A 16,929-nucleotide genomic window follows, 5' to 3' on the forward strand; every position below is an offset into this window, starting at 1 on the left:
GGGCCTTTCCCGGTAGATGTCATATAAAAGCGAGCAAACATGTTTAAAAGTTATCTGAAAGCCACATTGCGCAGCCTCTGGAAAAACAAAACCTTCAGCTTCCTGAATATATTCGGTTTAGCAATAGGTATTGTATGTGCGGGTGTTATCTTCCTATGGGTAGAAGATGAGCTGAATTATGACAATGTGCATCTCAAAAAGGGTAGGCTGTATGAGGTGATGACCAACTCCGATTACGCCGGTGATATCCGTACATTCGGCTCTACGCCGGGATTGGCAGGTCCGGCTATCCGGGAGGAGATTCCGGGTATCGTGAACAGTTGCCGTATGACAGACTTTTCACCTTCCTTCCTTTTTAATACCGGTGATAAACCCGTATATGCCAGCGGCAGATACGTCGATGCCGCCTTCTTTTCCATGTTCACTATTCCCTTTATAGAAGGAAACCCCGCTACTGCTTTTAAAGAACCATATTCCATTGTTGTGTCGCAACAGGCAGCCAGAAACATCTTTGGTGATGATAAGAATATTGTAGGAAGAAGGGTGAAAGTAGACAACAAACAGGAATTCCTGGTAAGCGGTGTGATGAAAGATCAACCGGAAAACAGCTCATTTCGTTTTGAATGGGTGGCATCATTTGACCTCTTTTTTCAGCAGAATAAAGCTTCGTTGTCTGTATGGGCCAACTGTTCTCCTTTGACATTCGTAGAACTGAGTCCGCGTGCAGATGTAGCGGCGATTAATAAACAACTCTATCCTTTCGTACAGCGCAGGTCGAAAGAAACCAACAATCATTTGTTTTTATTCAGTATGAATGACTGGCGCTTGTATAACAAATTTGATAACGGTAAGCAGGCGGGAGGCCGTATTACCTATGTCCGCATGTTTTCCATACTGGCCTGGATTATCCTGTTGATCGCGTGTATCAATTTTATGAATCTGGCTACGGCCCGTAGTGAAAAACGTGCAAGAGAAGTGGGTGTACGTAAGGTAATGGGTGCAGATAAGAAAGGGCTGGTGATGCAGTTTATTGGTGAAGCAATTCTGATGGCAGCAGCAGGTTGTGCGCTGGCGGTATTATTGCTGGCGCTGATATTGCCTGTTGCAGGACCATTGCTGGGTAAGACCCTCGTGGTAGGATTAGGTAATCCTGTACATATTGCAGCTCTGCTTGTTGTGACCTTGCTCTGTGGATTGATCGCCGGTAGTTATCCGGCTTTTTATCTTTCTTCTTTCAACCCGGTTAGTGTATTGAAAGGCGCTAATCTGAAACTGGGCGGAGCCGGTTTTATCAGAAGAGGGCTGGTGGTATTACAGTTCTCTGTATCTATCATCCTGACTGTTTGCACGGTGGTGATCTATCAACAGATACATTATGTCAAGAGTCGTGACATCGGCTTTCAGAAGGAGCGCCTGATCAGCATAGATCTGAAGGGAGATATGCTGAATCGCTATGATGCTATCAAACAGGAATTGCTGAGAACAGGGGTAGTAGAAAATATTGGCTTGTCAGATCATCCTACCCTGTATGACGGGAATAATACCAGTTCGCTGAGCTGGCAGGGAAAACCTGAAAACAGTGACCTGGTGGTGTCAACAAGACTGGCTAGTCCCGGTTTTTTTAATACCATGGGGATGCAGCTGATAGATGGAAAAGACTTTAATGAAGGAAGCACGGATAAATTATCAGTTGTCATTACAGCTGCGCTGGCTAAAAAGATGGGCACAGGCAGTGCAATCGGTAAAACGATAGAGATGACTACGGATGATGGTGCTCCTCTGTTCCTGACGGTGACAGGGGTGGTGAAAGACTATGTTTATGGCAACATGTATGGCACCTCTGATCCGGTATTGTTTTATAATATGCCGCAGGTAGCCAATGTGATGTATCTGCGTCTGAAAGCTTCTGTCGCGCCGGAGAAAGCCATAGCGGCGATTGAAAAAGTTATTACAGCGGCGAGTCCGGCTTATCCTTTTGGCTATACTTTCGTAGACGATCAGTTCGATAATATGTTTCAGTCGGAAATGCTGGTAAACCGCTTATCCCGCGTATTTGCGATATTGGCGCTGATTATCTCCTGTCTTGGATTGTTTGGGCTGGCGGCTTATACTGCCGAGCGAAGAACAAGAGAGATCGGTATCAGAAAAGTATTGGGGGCCAGTGTCGCCAGTATCACTACCTTATTATCCGGAGAGTTCCTGAAGCTGGTGCTGATTTCCTGTGTAGTTGCATTCCCCTTTGCCTGGTGGGCGATGTCAGTCTGGTTACAGCAATATGCCTACCGGGTAGCGATACAGTGGTGGGTATTTCTGCTGGCAGGACTGGCGGCAGTGGCGATCTCTTTACTGACTATCAGTTTCCAGTCGGTAAAGGCGGCGCTGATGAATCCTGTGAAGAGTCTCCGGGCAGAATAGCCGGAAAGGGTTGTATTTTGCAGCCCAAATGAAGGTAGATTTTCTGATTATAGGACAAGGTATTGCCGGTACTGTCCTGAGTTATACGCTGATGCAGGCGGGACAGTCATTACTGGTCATGGATGAATATAAACCCAATAGTGCATCCCGCGTGGCGGCGGGTGTAGTCAACCCCGTATCTGGCCGTCGTTTTACTGTCGCCTGGGAGTATGATGCAATATATCCGGTAGCGGTCAAGGTCTACCGTGAACTGGAAGCCCTGCTGGGTATTACCGTTTTCAAAGAAAGAGATATCTATAATGTACTGCCATCTGAACAGCTGAAACAGGCGTTTATGGAGCGGACGGCGGGATTGTCCTATATGGAAGATCCGTCAGACGAGCGGATCGCCCGTTATGAGCAATGGCTGGATCAGCCTTTTGGCGCTGCCATTGTGAAAGGGGGCACGGTCGTTCTCAGTAAACTGTTACCCGCCTGGCGGGATTATCTGAAAGCACATAATAGTCTGCTAGAGGAGAAAATGGAGCTTTCCAGGCTGGAAGTAAATGCTGATGGCATCACCTATGGCGATATCAGCGCCCGCTACCTGATCTTCTGCGAAGGGGCGGCTATCGTCAATAATCCCTGGTTTAACTACATCCCTTTCCTGTTGAACAAAGGAGAGGTGCTGAATATCAAAGTACCTGGTTTTTCCACACCCGATATTGTAAAGAGAAGTGTGTCCCTGGTACCCCGGGAAGAAGAGATGTATTGGGTAGGATCGACTTTTGCCTGGGACTTCCCGGATGAAGCACCTACGCCGGATAAGCGGGAATACCTGGAAAAGGGGGTACAGCAGTTATTGAAAGTGCCCTACGAAGTATTGGATCATGTGGCGGCAGTACGACCTTCAGGAACAGACCGCCGTCCGATGATGGGTCTACATCCGGAATCACCGGTTTTAGGTATATTTAACGGGCTTGGTACCAAAGGTTCGTCCCTGGCGCCTGCTATGGCAGCGGAATTTGTGGCACATATCCTGCAAAAAGAGCCGCTGCGGGCAGATACAGACATTAAACGCTTTTTTAACAGGTATAAGGGTTAGAAATGCTGGCGGCAAACTGTATCTTTGCCCACCGTTTGGGCCTCGACCCCCCGGAAAACAAAAAGTTGAACTTTATAATATAATTATATGTACAGAACGCACACTTGCGGCGAACTACGACTCGAGCATCAGGGCACACAGGTATCGTTGTCTGGCTGGATTCAGACAATCAGGAAATTCGGAAGTATCACATTTGTCGACCTGCGTGACCGTTATGGTATTACACAGCTGCTGTTCGGAGAGTCTTTCAATGATCAGCTGGACGCACAGCCGCTGGGCCGTGAGTTCGTTATACAGGCAAAAGGTACTGTAACTGAGCGTTCTAATAAAAACCCAAATATTCCTACGGGTGATATTGAAATCACGATTAGTGAGTTTACTATATTAAATGCAGCTAAAACGCCTCCTTTCACTGTACAGGATGATACGGATGGTGGAGATGAGCTGCGTATGAAATACCGTTACCTTGACCTGCGCCGTAACATCGTAAAGCAGAACCTTGAACTGCGTTACCGTGTAAACAGATCTGCGCGTAACTATCTGGACAGCAGAGGTTTCATGGATATTGAAACCCCTTTCCTGATTAAGTCTACACCAGAAGGTGCACGTGACTTCGTGGTACCAAGCCGTATGAACCCTAATGAGTTCTATGCGTTGCCACAGTCTCCGCAGACCTTCAAGCAGCTGCTGATGGTGAGTGGTTATGACAGATATTACCAGATTGTAAAATGTTTCCGTGACGAGGATTTACGTGCTGACCGTCAGCCGGAGTTCACACAGATCGACTGTGAAATGAGCTTTGTTGACCAGGAAGATATCCTGAATACCTTTGAGAACATGATGAAACATATCTTCATGGAAATCAAGGGTATCAGTTTTGAGGATGCTTTCCCGCGTATGACCTGGGATGATGCAATGGAGTTCTACGGTAATGACAAACCGGATATCCGTTTCGACATGAAGCTGGTGAACATGAACGATACCGCTAAAGGCGCCAACTTCAAAGTATTTGACGATGCTGAACTGGTGGTAGCGATCTGTGCAAAAGGTTGTGCTGAGTACACCCGTAAGCAGCTGGATGAACTGACTGAGTGGGTAAAACGTCCTCAGATCGGCATGAGTGGTCTGATTTATGCGAGATATAATGCAGATGGAACAATAAAAAGCTCTGTCGATAAGTTCTTTGATGAAGAGAAATTGAAGGGCTGGGCGGCAAAATGTCAGGCAGAACCAGGTGACCTGATCCTGGTGCTGGCGGGTAAAGAGGAACGCACCCGCAAGGCAATGAGTGAGTTACGCCTGGAAATGGGCGAACGTCTGGGACTGAGAGACAAGAATGTATTTAAGCCACTGTGGGTGATCGATTTCCCGCTGTTTGAATATGCTGAAGAGGAAAACCGCTGGGTAGCCCGTCACCATCCGTTTACATCTCCTAAACCGGAGCATATCGAATGGATGAATGACCTGTCCAAATATGCAGACATCAAGGCAAATGCATATGATATCGTGCTGAACGGTACAGAAGTGGGCGGTGGCTCCATCCGAATATTCCAGCGTGACCTGCAGGAAAAAATGTTTGCAGCGCTCGGTATGAGCCCTGAGGAGGCAAACCATAAATTCGGCTTCCTGCTGGGAGCATTTGAATATGGTGCACCGCCACACGGAGGTATTGCCTTCGGCTTTGACCGCCTGTGCTCGCTGCTGGGTGGAAGTGAAACAATACGAGACTTTATAGCATTCCCTAAGAATAATTCCGGCCGTGATGTGATGCTGGACGCGCCTAGCGCAATTGATCAGGCTCAGCTGAATGAGCTGAAGATCAGCCTGGTGAAATAGACTGGCATGGAATTTGACTAAGTGGGTGGCACAAAGAACTGAATCCCCCTTGATGCTGATAAAACGGTGTTAAGGGGGATTGGTGCTAACTGAAGAGGAGCCCCTAAACGACGGGAATTTAATTTAGAACAGATTATTAAATTTTAACAAGTTATAGTCATATTGTACAAATATTTCAACTATATTGCCAAAACAAAAAACAATTCTGCCATGACATGTAAGAAAATGTTCAGCAGGGGATGGTTTTGTGCAATGCTGGGTATACTTTTGCTGATAGGCAATTCGGCTTTTTCACAACGTTCGGTAACTAATTATGTGAAGAAGTACAAGCCTACAGCTATCCGTATTATGAATGAAACAGGTATACCGGCAAGTGTGATAATGGGCGTAGCTATGCTTGAGTCGGGAATGGGGACCAGTAAGAATGCAAAATACTTGCACAACCATTTCGGGATTGTCGGACGTAATACCCTTCACAAACAGAAAGGAGTGGCCTACCGCTCCAGATACAAAGAGTTCGCCAACGCAGAGGCATCGTTTGATTACTTTGCGAATATGGTGAGCAAAAAGAAGTGGTTCTCTTCATTGAAAGGAAACACTGAATACAAACTCTGGCTCAAACACATGAACCATGCGGGATATTCGTCCGCAGGCCATGAATGGGTGAAAAGAGTTACAAGCATGATCAGTCGCTATAAATTGTACAAACTGGATGAGCAAATGGCATACACGGGGAGTTAATTTATAGTTTGTAGTTTTTATACGAACAAATCAGATTCAGCAGCTATGTCCGGCAATAATAAATCTGCCTATCCTTTCTACATCACCGCGGGGACTTTAGTGTGTTTAGTGGCGTTGTCACTTATCAATAACAGCTTCTCTATCCAAGATTTTACAACCCGTCCCCTGGACCTGTTGGCCGACGTTAGAAAGGACGCCCCTGTACCCCCTTCAGAAGAAATTGATACCACTGCTTATGCTACAGTACCCGTTCCCGGTACAACGGATACGGCTGTAAATGTAACAGAAGATTCGGCCAGTCTGGCTGCAGCAGCTGCTATACCCGATCCTGATCACTTTCATAATTTTGCTACTTATACAGGCATTCTGAATTATCATCCGCCAGTAGGAAGTGACAGCGCTGTTACGGCAGGACTGGAGCATTTCCTGGTAGCGCTGGATGAACTGAAAGCTAAAAAAAGAAAGAAAGTACGTATCGCTTACTTCGGTGATTCCATGATTGAGGGCGACCTGATCACGGAAGACCTGAGAGACAGTCTGCAAAGACTGTTTGGCGGACAAGGCGTTGGCTTTGTACCCGTAACCTCAGTTGTAGCCGGTTTCAGAACAACCATCACGCATACCTTCTCTAAAGACTGGAAAGATTATAGCTATAAACAATTGCCACCGGCCAGTCTGCCGCTGGGTATTTCCGGACACACCTTTATGCCGGGAGAATCCAGCTGGATCAAATACCAGTCTGTTAAAAAACGCGGTCTGAGCAAATTTGAGCAGGTGAGCGTGCTGTATGGCCCTTCCGCTTCCGGTAATATTTCCATAAATAATAAGTCATATGCATTATCCGGTCATCAGACAGTGAACAGACTGTCTCTGCATGTGGATTCTGCCAATTCAAAACAGGTGACTATCAAATGGGCCGGCGGTAGCGCAGCGCCCTTGTATGGCGTTTCCTTTGAAGGAGACACCGGTGTTTATGTGGACAACTACTCTTTCCGCGGTATCAGTGGTATTGAGTTGGGAAAGCTGTCCGGTAAACTCTTACAGCAGATGCAGTCAGAACATCCCTATGATCTGATCGTACTGCACTATGGGGCTAACGTATTGTGGAAACCAGAGCTGACCGATTATTCCTGGTATGGCAACCCAATGAAAAAGGTACTGGATTCACTGCGTAATGACCTGCCAAACGCTTCTTTCCTCGTAATAAGTACAGCCGATAAATCATACAAGAAAAGTGGAAATTATGTAACCGCACCAGGCGTAACTGCGTTGCTCAAAGTACAGCATGAGCTGGCGAAGGGACACGGAGCCGCCTACTGGAATCTTTATGCTGCAATGGGTGGACACAATTCCATGATCCGTTGGGTAGAAGGCGACACGGTGCTGGCTAATAAGGACTACACGCATTTTAACCGACAGGGAGCGGCCAGAGTAGGGGCGCTGCTGTATAAAGCGATGATGGATGAATATAAGCAGCTGGAACGCCAGTAAGAAAGGAATTATCAGTTTATTTACAGGAGTGTTGACTACCATCAGCAGCGTCGTTGCGGGTCAGAGCAATACTATTGCCCAGGATACGGCGCTATACCGTTTTTTCAAGGCACTGCACCATGCTGATAGCAACGTAGTATCTGTTCTGCACCTGGGAGATTCCCATATACAGGCAGGCTTCTTTCCGTTTACGACTGCTTTTTTCCTGCAACAGGATTTTGGAAGCGCGGGCCGGGGATGGGTATTCCCCTATAATCTTGCCAATACAAATGGTCCTTCAGACTATCGCTGGAACAGTACCGGCAGGTGGGATGTAGACAAGATCATTGACAGGAATAAGTCTACCGATATACTGGGACCGGGCGCTATCGTGCTCACTTCCAGGAATGAAGCGCCGGCACTGGCCTATAATGGCCGGGAGGACGACGAAAAAATGGATAACAATATCCGTCAGGCAGAACTGTTTTATGATGCTGGTCCGAACGATGCACCGGTTACGATCCCCGGTGCAGGTGTAGATATATCCGCCACACCGTTTGAAGGCGCCGGTACAACCCTGAGAAAGGCTTCTGTTACCTTTCCGGAGCCGGTACAATCCTTCCAGGTAAGATGGGACCGTCAGAATACAGCGCCATTCCGCTTTTATGGAGCATTACTCCAGAACGGGCATAATGGGGTGCTGTATAGCGCCGTAGGGATCAACGGAGCCATGTTTCAGCATTACAACGACAACAATAACACCCTCATTTCCGAAATGGAGGTAATGCAGCCGCAACTGGTTGTTATTTCTCTGGGTACCAACGAAGCCTATGGCGCACTGAACTCACAGGTATTCCGTACACAGATGGATGATGCCGTGAATATGATCCGGAAGCATCAGCCAAATGCCTGTATCGTGATGACCACGCCTCCTGAGTGTAAGCGTGTCAGCAAAAAGGCTTTCCGGAAGAAGGTGGGTAAAAAATATAAGACGTATTACCGTATCGCATATTATCCGAACCCTTATATAGCCGTCGTTACACAGCAAATGATGAGCTATTGCCGGGAAAACGGACTGGCCTGCTGGAACTTCAACGCCGTTAATAAAACGATGGCAAAAGCCTTCGCGGGTGGTTGGTCTGGCGATCATATCCACTTCAACGCCCGTGGGTATCAGTTGCAGGGTAAATTGCTGTACGAGGCATTGCGGAACAGCTACGACAAATATTTAAAAGTAGAAAAGACTCATAAAAATATCGCTGAATGATCGATGTAAATAAGCTGCTGGATATCCTACTGTACCATAAAGATGATCCATTACTGTTAAACAGCGCTTTTTTCCTGTATTACTTTGCCACTTTTTTACTCTGCTACCTGGCGGTATCCAGAAGTAAAGAAGGGAGGGTGGCTGTATTCACCATCTTTTCACTTTATTTCTTCTATAAAGCCTGCGGCATGTTTGTCGGGCTTGTAATTCTTTCAGCGATCGTTGACTTTAATCTGTCCCGCTGGATCTACCAGTCAGAAGATGACCGAAAACGAAAGGGGCTGCTGATACTCAGTATCGTGCTGAACCTCGGATTGTTGTTTTATTTCAAGTACACCGACTTCTTTATTGGTATCGTCAACCAGGTATCCAACGGAGATATTCCTCTCCTGAAACTGATGCTGCCAATCGGTATTTCGTTCTATACATTTGAGAACCTCAGTTATACGGTAGACGTATACAGGAAAGAATTCAAGCCGGTGGACAGTTTCATGGATTACCTTTTCTTCCTGTCATTTTTCCCTAAACTGATGATGGGACCGATCGTAAGGGCACATGACTTTATTCCGCAGATCGATAAGCCGTATGAACTGAATTCCGAAGACATCGGAAAAGGGATGTACCTGATCATGGCCGGTCTGTTCAAGAAGATGGTGATCTCCGACTTTATCTACCAGAACTTTGTACAATATATTTTCGATGATCCTTCCAAACACACCGGTCTGGAATGTCTGCTCGGTGTATATGGTTATGCGCTGATTATCTATTGTGACTTTTCGGGGTATTCTGATATTGCTATAGGTATCGCCCGCTGGACCGGCTTTAAGATTCCGCCAAACTTTGATTCTCCTTACCAGAGTTCCAATATTACAGAGTTCTGGCGTCGCTGGCATATCTCCTTGTCTTCCTGGCTGAGAGACTATCTGTATATCCCGCTGGGAGGTAACCGTAAAGGGAAGTTCCGTCAGTACATTAACCTGGGACTGACCATGCTGATTGGTGGTTTCTGGCATGGTGCGAACTGGAATTTCATCTTCTGGGGAGCGATGCACGGTGGCGCACTGGCAGTAGATAAGGTACGCCTGGACTGGCTGAAGAAACGCGGTGGCGGTGCTACCGGTTGGTTGGGGAATGTCCTGAAAGTGGGTGGTATCATTGTTACCTTTCATTTCGTCTGCTTCTGCTGGGTATTCTTCAAAGCCAGCACTTTCCAGGACGCCTGGAGCCTGTTGCACCAGGTAGCGTTTGATTTTCAACCGGAAGTTTGGCTGGAGCTTTATAATGGTTACACCGCAGTATTCTGGGTAATGTTGCTGGGCTTTATACTGCATTTCCTGCCGAAACGTACGGAAGTATTTACAGAACAGTCCCTGTCAAAGGTACCTGTGGTAGCGAATGTGGCGATTATGGTGATCTTCTTCTGGATCCTGATCCAGGTGAAGTCTTCCGAGACCATGATGCCTATTTATTTGCAGTTCTAAAAACGACGCCTCCGGGCATAAAAATATGTTAGGGCTATCCTGCTTAGAGGCGGATAGCCCTTTTTATTTAGAGGAATTATACAACTGACGAGCTGTTTGGTTTGTTAAGTTTTTGTTATCAGATTCTTTTTCCGTTGCTTTGCGCAAATTTTCCTGAATGCGACTAAAACATATGGCAATCATTTGCTTGCCTTTGTTATGTTCCGGGATTGCCCGGGGCCAGTTTCTGATGGACATGATCGATACTACCACCAGCGTGGGTAAAGGCATGTTCTCTCTTTATCAGAAGTATGACGCTGTGCGTTTTAGTGGCTATATCCAGCCACAGTTTCAGTATGCCACACACAAGGGGATAAACAGTTACGCCGCAGGGAATTTTCCTGATGAGGTAGATAACAGGTTCTCTTTACGCCGTGGCCGTTTTCGCCTGGATTATGCCCGTTATAATGACGATCATATGCCGATGGTGCAATTCGCTTTCCAGTTTGATGGAACAGAAAGAGGGGTGTTTATCCGAGACTTCTTCGGCCGTATTTTCGAAAATAAATGGGATGTGTTTTCCCTGACGGCGGGTATGTTTGCCCGTCCGATCAGTTATGAAGTGAATCTGTCATCAGGAGATCGTGAGACCCCTGAACGTGGCCGTATGTCGCAGATTCTGATGCGTACGGAGCGTGATATCGGGGCCATGGTGAGTTTTGAACCCCGCCGTCCTAATCACCCGCTGAAGTTTATGAAGATAGACGTCGGGCTGTTCAATGGACAAGGTCTTACAGCAACCAGCGACTTTGACAGTCATAAGGACATCATCACCCGTTGGGCGGTTAAACCGATAAAACTGAATAGTCGTAACTGGCGCTTATCCGGAGCTGTTTCCATATTGTATGGCGGGATGGAGCAGTTCACCCGGAATATCTACAGAACAGGGCTGCAATCGGGCAAACCTGCTTATTATGTTGACTCTACAGCGACCAATATGGGTAAGATTGCTCCAAGGCATTACTATGGAGCAGATATGCAATTGCGTATCCCGAACGGAAAGGGCAAGGGAGCGACTGAATTCCGTCTGGAGTACCTGCGTGGTACACAGACAGCTACTGCCACTACTTCAGAGACGCCGGGAACTATTCCCGCCAGTGGAGGGGTCAATTCACCACTGTATATCCGTAAGTTTGATGGAGCGTATCTGTATTATATGCAAAACCTTGGTAATCCGAGAGATCTGATCGTACTAAAATACGATTGGTATGATCCTAACAAACAGGCAAAAGGGAAAGAGATCGGCGCAACCGGCAGTGGAATGTCAGCTGCGGATATCCGTTACAATACCTTTGGACTGGGGTATGTGCATTATTTCAACCCTAATATGAAGGTGATGTTGTATTACGACATTGTGAAGAATGAAGGGACTTCGTTAGAGGGATATACAGATGATCTGCCGGATAATGTGTTTACCTGCAGACTGCAATACCGTTTCTAAGTTTATTCTCCTGATTCCAGTGTAAAGCCGAAAGTAGAGCCGATTTCAGGTTTACTGCGGATGTTGATGGTCTGACCGTGTGCTTCAATGATATGTTTCACGATGGCCAGGCCCAGACCCGTACCGCCGATATCGCGGCTGCGGGCTCTGTCTGTACGGTAGAAGCGTTCGAATACACGTGGGAGGTGTTCTTCTGCAATACCGATACCATCATCAGATATTTCCATCAATACTCGTTTGTCGTCCATTACATAGATACTGGCGACGGTATGGCCATCAGTACGGCCGTATTTGATAGAGTTATCTACGAGGTTGATCAGTACCTGTCTTACCTTTTCCTTATCGGCTAATACGTGTATCGGTGCTTCACAGCCTTTCTTCACGTTGAATTTGATGCCTTTGGTGTTGGCTTTGAGAGACAGGGTATCGAATACGTCTTTGATCAGATCCTGGATAACGAAGTTCTCCGCGTTGATGGTCATTTCACCACTTTCCAGTTTGGATATTTCGTCCAGGTCGTCAATCAGACGGCAAAGTCTGTCGATATTTTTGGTAGCGTTCTTCAGGAACAGCTTATTCACATTCGGATCTTCCAGTGCGCCATCCAGCAGTGTGTGGATATACCCCTGCACGGCGAAGATCGGCGTCTTCAGCTCATGACTGAGGTTGAGCAGGAATTCTTTACGGAATTCCTCATTACGGCGAAGGTTGTCGAGTTCTTCTTTTTTCTGGCTGGCCCATTTCTCTACATCTTCACTTACCTCTTCGATCGTTTTCAGGGGCAGGATATTCTTGTTAAAGAATTCTTCCCTCTTGGACGCTTTGGTCTGGTAAATGAATTTGTAAATGAGTTTTATTTTCCTGTAGATAAAGTTCTGTAACGTATACAGATACAGGTAATAAGAGACGAGGAACGTCAGTAAAAAAGCTATCAGAACGATCTTCCACGGAGCATTGATCAGCACCGTGCCCAGCGTAATGATGGCTGAAAGTATAAGGGCAGTAAAACCTGCCAGTTTCTGCGGAGAAAGATTTTTGGCTTTAAACATACTCCATAGTGAGTAATTGCTATAATAGCGGGAAATTAAACCAAATTTTTCACTTGACATAACACACAAGACTGGATACGCAATACCCGTTAGCGTATCGCCGTTACGAATAATGGTGGTTAAATGGTAGAGATCTGAGTAGCGGCTTACATTTCGAACTTGTAACCAACTCCCTTAACAGTGGTGATAAGGTCAATACCTATTTTCTGGCGTATTTTACGGATATGTACGTCGATCGTACGATCGCCTACAATCACTTCCGTACCCCACACCTGATTGAGAATCTCATTGCGGAGGAATACACGGCCGGGTTTTGAGGCCAGTAATTGCAACAGCTCAAATTCTTTCTTAGCCAGTATGATTTCCTGGCCCTTGTATGTTACAGTGAATTTTTCACGGTCGATGATCAGATCGCCCAGCTGTACCTGTGTATCTTCAGGTTTGTGCAGACGGCGGAAAAGCGCGTTGATACGGCTTACCAGCAATTTTGGTTTGATTGGTTTTGCGATGTAGTCATCTGCACCCATATTCAGACCGTCAATTTCTGATTTTTCATCATTCAGGGCTGTCAGGAACAGCACCATCGTATCTTTAAATTCAGGCAATTTTCTTATTTCCCGACAAGTATCGATACCGTTTTTGTTTGGCATCATGATATCAAGCATGATAAGGTCGGGGCGGAATACTTTCGCTTTCTGTACAGCCTCACTGCCATCCTTTGCCGTAATGGTATCATATCCTGCAGACTTCAGATTATAGCTGATAATTTCCAGAATGTCGATTTCATCGTCCACCACCAATATTTTACCTGCAACCGCTTGGTCTATCATATACTTTGACTTTTTAAAGACGACACAAAATTATAACGCCGGCTTTGCTATTAATGAAAAATTAACATTATCTAATTGTTAATTCGATCACAACGTAGAACAGTACAGGGATATAAGTAGTCCAAAAGTACAGCATTTCTGCCTGCCTTTGTCTATGGTATTATAGTATTATTAAACAGGTTTTTCATTCGTATGTTTATGGTTATTACCGTTTCCCGCGATTTTTTTCAATGCCTGGTTCACTTCATTCAGCATTTCCAGCTGTGTTTGCTGTATCTCCATCATGTCCTGCTGTTGATGAAGGATCAGGTGATCGATCTTTTCATGCAGGATCCTTACTTCCAGTTCGGATTTAAGGTTGATCATATAATCGTTTTTCGACCTTTGACGGTCCTTTTCTTCCTGCCGGTTCTGGCTCATCATGATTACCGGCGCCTGTAAGGCAGCAAGACAGGACAGAATGAGGTTCAACAGGATAAAAGGGTAGGGGTCAAAGCCCTTGTTAGCCAGCCAGTAAATGTTGGCCGCCATCCAGAGCAGAATGAATACCAGGAAGGAAATGATGAAAGTCCAGCTACCGCCAAAAGAAGCGATCTTATCGGCTACCCGCTGTCCGAAGGAAAATGTGGCCGGGTTTTCTCCGTCATCCAGTTTATCAGTCAGCGTCTGATGCTCTTTTAGCTTATCCAGCACCATTTTCTCCATCTCCGTCAACGCACCGATTTCCTTTGAAAACAGGTGTTCCAGGTACTTTTGCCGGTACTCATTTATTTCGGAGACTGCGAGGTGGGATTTACTGGTAATCTGAGGGTGCTCTTTCTGTAAAAGCTCCAGGACATTCTTGCTGACAGCCCGGCAATGAACCTTCTCAGAAGCAGGGTATGTTTTCCCGGATAGATCACTGATAAACGTTTGCATGTGACACTCACTGTTTTGGATGCTCAAAAATACGCCTAAAAGGCCGGAAATGCGGCGCTGTAGTATTTTGGTCGTAAATTTGCTATACTAGCTTTATAAAGTAAGAGTAAAGCCTATTTACATTAATGAAAAGATTTATAACTGTTATCTTATTGCTGGTTACCCTACAGGTGACCCTGGTGCATGCTCAGACGACTCAGAAAATTGATATACCTATCGGACGAATTGGTTTCCATGATAATATCGATAAAGAACAGGCTGCCGCACTGAAATTTGACGGAAAGGCGGACGACCTGGTACGTGTTTCGGATGATCAGACGATCAATCTGCAGGTGACGGATGCGCTCATCAAACAGATTGACGATATGCAGACCCAGATTGAACTGGATTCTGCCCTGGACCATCGTCTGAAGATCAAATACCTGTCCGGGCTCTATGTGATGATCCACGATTATAACATCAAACGTACCTACACCCGGATCGCCCCGGAGGAGGCGCCCGTGATGGTGACCGCTTACCGTGAGATGATGAAGGCTGATATAAAGGGTCAAAGTATTCTACCTTATGTTTATCCTTTGTCTTTCGACGCAGGTGAACGTATGATAGAGCCATTCAAAGACAACCCGGGGTATAAAGACGCCCGCGGAGTATTGTTTGCAAAATTTGCTTTCAATAACCTGGAAACGGTGATGTCCCAGATAGGCAATTACCTGGAATATCCGGCTACAGACTCTGTTATTGCAGCCGTAGCCAGGAAGTATCCTAACCAGGTGCTGACTTACGCTACTTCATATACGCCGGTGGCTACCGCCATTAAAAAGAATCCTGATCCGATCGTACAGCTGATCGTACAGATAGGTAATTCCGGTAATTCTACACTGATCCTTCCGTTTATCGATGAACTGATGGCAGGAACAACAACCGTGGACAAACTTTCTGCCGTAGTAGAAAATGAGGATAAATACTTCAGACAACTGGTGAAAAGCGCCATTGTGCTGCAGCACAGAAAGAACAACGGAGAAAACATCATTGGTCTGAAAGCCATGCTGGAAAATATGCAGGCACGCTCCCTGCGTTACATCCGTGAGATGAACGACCTGCATGAAGAGCCTGCCAATGTGCGTTTCAGAATTGTAAAAGACTTTAGCCCGGAAGAACTGTACTACCTGATTGTAAACGGTCAGGAAGAGCTGTATACTTCCAGTTATACTAATCATAATAACGCCGGTTTATACGATCAGATGATGGCGCGTATGAAACCTCCACGTGGAGACAGTCTGCTGATGCTGGTGGAATTTGACAGGTTCAAAAAGTTCATCGCTATGGCAGCCGGTTTTAATACCCTGGACAACTTCCTGAAGTCAATGGCGCCGGAGAATGCAAACTACCTCATGAAGAAGTATGTGAGCAGTCTTGAGAAAACAGAAGACCTGGAAGATGCGGTGGACGTAGCCAACTCATTTGGTAGTATCCGCGATCCGAAATTACTGGCTTTCCTGCGTGAAGAAGTGCAGAAAAACTATACGTTCGTATCCCGTAAGAAAGACAGAAGAGGTACCGTGATCTATGAATTGCTGGGCAGTCTTTTCGATACGGAAAACAACAGCGGCAGCGATTCTACCAAAGCGAGTCAGATGGCCGCCAAACTGCAATTGCCCCCGATCAACTTCGTGACTTATAACGCATTACTGAGCGATAGCGGCCGTGTATACCAGCAGGTATTCTTCTATGGAGATAAAGATGGTCATGATTCATACGTGAGCTTCATGGGTAACTTCCCTGCCAGCGAGTGGAAGATCAGTAAAAACAAATACTGGACAACTATTCAGTCTACCAAAGGCAAGCCGATCACCATCTACGCCAACCTGCCACTGGAAGAGCCGGAAGATAAAACAGCGATCGAAAAGCTGAGTGAATACCTGGATGAAAATGATATTCATCCGACCGTATTCATCCACCGCGGTCACAGTTATCATGTGAATACAACACTGGATAACTTACAGAGCTCTGCGAAGATTGTTGTACTGGGTTCCTGTGGTGGTTATCATAACCTTGCGATTGTATTGCAGAAATCGCCTGAAGCACATATCATCTCTTCTAAGCAGGTGGGTACGCGTTTCGTGAATGAACCGATTATCCGCACCCTGGACGAGACGATCCGTGCCGGTAAGAATGTTGACTGGGTACAGATGTGGGCAGTATTGGGCAAACGCTTTGCAGGCGACGCCCGTAACAAGGAGCTGTTCAGCGACTATGTGCCTCCGCACAAAAACCTGGGCGCTATTTTTATCAAGGCCTACAAACAGATCATGAAGGAAGACAAGTAAAGGAATTATGAAATAAAGAAAAAGCCCTCCG

At 46.2% G+C, this 16,929-nt stretch carries 12 protein-coding genes; 9 read left to right on the forward strand and 3 right to left on the reverse strand.

What is annotated here, in order from left to right:
- Positions 1-39 precede the first annotated feature (39 nt).
- From CPIN_RS06020 to CPIN_RS06055, 8 genes are all read left to right on the forward strand, one after another.
- Positions 40-2,415, forward strand: coding sequence for an ABC transporter permease (locus CPIN_RS06020; RefSeq protein ID WP_012788889.1), 2,376 nt, complete (start codon positions 40-42; stop codon positions 2,413-2,415).
- A gap of 28 nt (positions 2,416-2,443) precedes the next feature.
- On the forward strand, positions 2,444-3,499 hold the full coding sequence (locus CPIN_RS06025; RefSeq protein ID WP_012788890.1) for an NAD(P)/FAD-dependent oxidoreductase: 1,056 nt from the start codon (positions 2,444-2,446) through the stop codon (positions 3,497-3,499).
- Positions 3,500-3,586: 87 nt separating this feature from the next.
- Positions 3,587-5,335: an aspartate--tRNA ligase gene (gene aspS, locus CPIN_RS06030; protein WP_012788891.1), complete on the forward strand. Its 1,749-nt coding sequence runs from the start codon at positions 3,587-3,589 to the stop codon at positions 5,333-5,335.
- A 210-nt stretch (positions 5,336-5,545) separates the two neighbouring features.
- A complete protein-coding gene (locus CPIN_RS06035) occupies positions 5,546-6,076 on the forward strand; it encodes a glucosaminidase domain-containing protein (RefSeq protein WP_012788892.1) in 531 nt (176 codons plus the stop codon).
- 45 nt (positions 6,077-6,121) lie between these two features.
- Positions 6,122-7,567 (forward strand): SGNH/GDSL hydrolase family protein, encoded by a 1,446-nt coding sequence (locus CPIN_RS06040; protein WP_012788893.1) that lies wholly within the window; start codon positions 6,122-6,124, stop codon positions 7,565-7,567.
- Positions 7,539-8,813 (forward strand): GDSL-type esterase/lipase family protein, encoded by a 1,275-nt coding sequence (locus tag CPIN_RS06045; protein ID WP_012788894.1) that lies wholly within the window; start codon positions 7,539-7,541, stop codon positions 8,811-8,813. Before CPIN_RS06040 ends, CPIN_RS06045 begins: the two co-directional genes overlap by 29 nt.
- A complete protein-coding gene (locus CPIN_RS06050; protein ID WP_012788895.1) occupies positions 8,810-10,294 on the forward strand; it encodes an MBOAT family O-acyltransferase in 1,485 nt (494 codons plus the stop codon). The genes CPIN_RS06045 and CPIN_RS06050 overlap by 4 nt, the downstream gene beginning before the upstream one ends.
- Positions 10,295-10,466: 172 nt before the next feature.
- Positions 10,467-11,774 carry a putative porin gene (locus tag CPIN_RS06055; RefSeq protein WP_012788896.1) on the forward strand — a complete coding sequence of 436 codons (1,308 nt, stop codon included), beginning with the start codon at positions 10,467-10,469 and terminating at the stop codon, positions 11,772-11,774.
- A 2-nt stretch (positions 11,775-11,776) separates the two neighbouring features.
- Here CPIN_RS06055 and CPIN_RS06060 read toward each other — a convergent pair whose 3' ends face one another.
- From CPIN_RS06060 to CPIN_RS06070, 3 genes are all read right to left on the reverse strand, one after another.
- Positions 11,777-12,823 (reverse strand): sensor histidine kinase, encoded by a 1,047-nt coding sequence (locus CPIN_RS06060; protein ID WP_044217979.1) that lies wholly within the window; start codon positions 12,821-12,823, stop codon positions 11,777-11,779.
- 146 nt (positions 12,824-12,969) lie between these two features.
- Complete coding sequence (locus tag CPIN_RS06065) at positions 12,970-13,653, reverse strand: response regulator transcription factor (RefSeq protein WP_012788898.1); 684 nt, start codon at positions 13,651-13,653, stop codon at positions 12,970-12,972.
- A gap of 171 nt (positions 13,654-13,824) precedes the next feature.
- Positions 13,825-14,571, reverse strand: a complete 747-nt coding sequence (locus CPIN_RS06070) for a DUF1003 domain-containing protein (RefSeq protein ID WP_012788899.1) — start codon at positions 14,569-14,571, stop codon at positions 13,825-13,827.
- 125 nt (positions 14,572-14,696) lie between these two features.
- On the opposite strand from CPIN_RS06070, the gene CPIN_RS06075 reads away from it, so the two are divergent.
- On the forward strand, positions 14,697-16,898 hold the full coding sequence (locus CPIN_RS06075) for a hypothetical protein (protein ID WP_012788900.1): 2,202 nt from the start codon (positions 14,697-14,699) through the stop codon (positions 16,896-16,898).
- Positions 16,899-16,929: the final 31 nt, after the last annotated feature.

Origin of the sequence: Chitinophaga pinensis DSM 2588 (genome assembly GCF_000024005.1) — a bacterium.
GTDB classification, from domain to species: domain Bacteria; phylum Bacteroidota; class Bacteroidia; order Chitinophagales; family Chitinophagaceae; genus Chitinophaga; species Chitinophaga pinensis.

Excerpts from the sequence above, each read along its gene's own strand:
- CPIN_RS06035 (WP_012788892.1), top strand. The coding sequence starts at position 5,546 with ATGACATGTAAGAAAATGTTCAGCAGGGGATGGTTTTGTGCAATGCTG.
- CPIN_RS06025 (WP_012788890.1), top strand. The coding sequence starts at position 2,444 with ATGAAGGTAGATTTTCTGATTATAGGACAAGGTATTGCCGGTACTGTC.
- CPIN_RS06070 (WP_012788899.1), bottom strand. The coding sequence starts at position 14,571 with ATGCAAACGTTTATCAGTGATCTATCCGGGAAAACATACCCTGCTTCT.
- CPIN_RS06065 (WP_012788898.1), bottom strand. The coding sequence starts at position 13,653 with ATGATAGACCAAGCGGTTGCAGGTAAAATATTGGTGGTGGACGATGAA.
- CPIN_RS06020 (WP_012788889.1), top strand. The coding sequence starts at position 40 with ATGTTTAAAAGTTATCTGAAAGCCACATTGCGCAGCCTCTGGAAAAAC.
- CPIN_RS06045 (WP_012788894.1), top strand. The coding sequence starts at position 7,539 with ATGAATATAAGCAGCTGGAACGCCAGTAAGAAAGGAATTATCAGTTTA.
- CPIN_RS06060 (WP_044217979.1), bottom strand. The coding sequence starts at position 12,823 with ATGTTTAAAGCCAAAAATCTTTCTCCGCAGAAACTGGCAGGTTTTACT.
- CPIN_RS06075 (WP_012788900.1), top strand. The coding sequence starts at position 14,697 with ATGAAAAGATTTATAACTGTTATCTTATTGCTGGTTACCCTACAGGTG.
- CPIN_RS06040 (WP_012788893.1), top strand. The coding sequence starts at position 6,122 with ATGTCCGGCAATAATAAATCTGCCTATCCTTTCTACATCACCGCGGGG.
- aspS (WP_012788891.1), top strand. The coding sequence starts at position 3,587 with ATGTACAGAACGCACACTTGCGGCGAACTACGACTCGAGCATCAGGGC.
- CPIN_RS06055 (WP_012788896.1), top strand. The coding sequence starts at position 10,467 with ATGGCAATCATTTGCTTGCCTTTGTTATGTTCCGGGATTGCCCGGGGC.
- CPIN_RS06050 (WP_012788895.1), top strand. The coding sequence starts at position 8,810 with ATGATCGATGTAAATAAGCTGCTGGATATCCTACTGTACCATAAAGAT.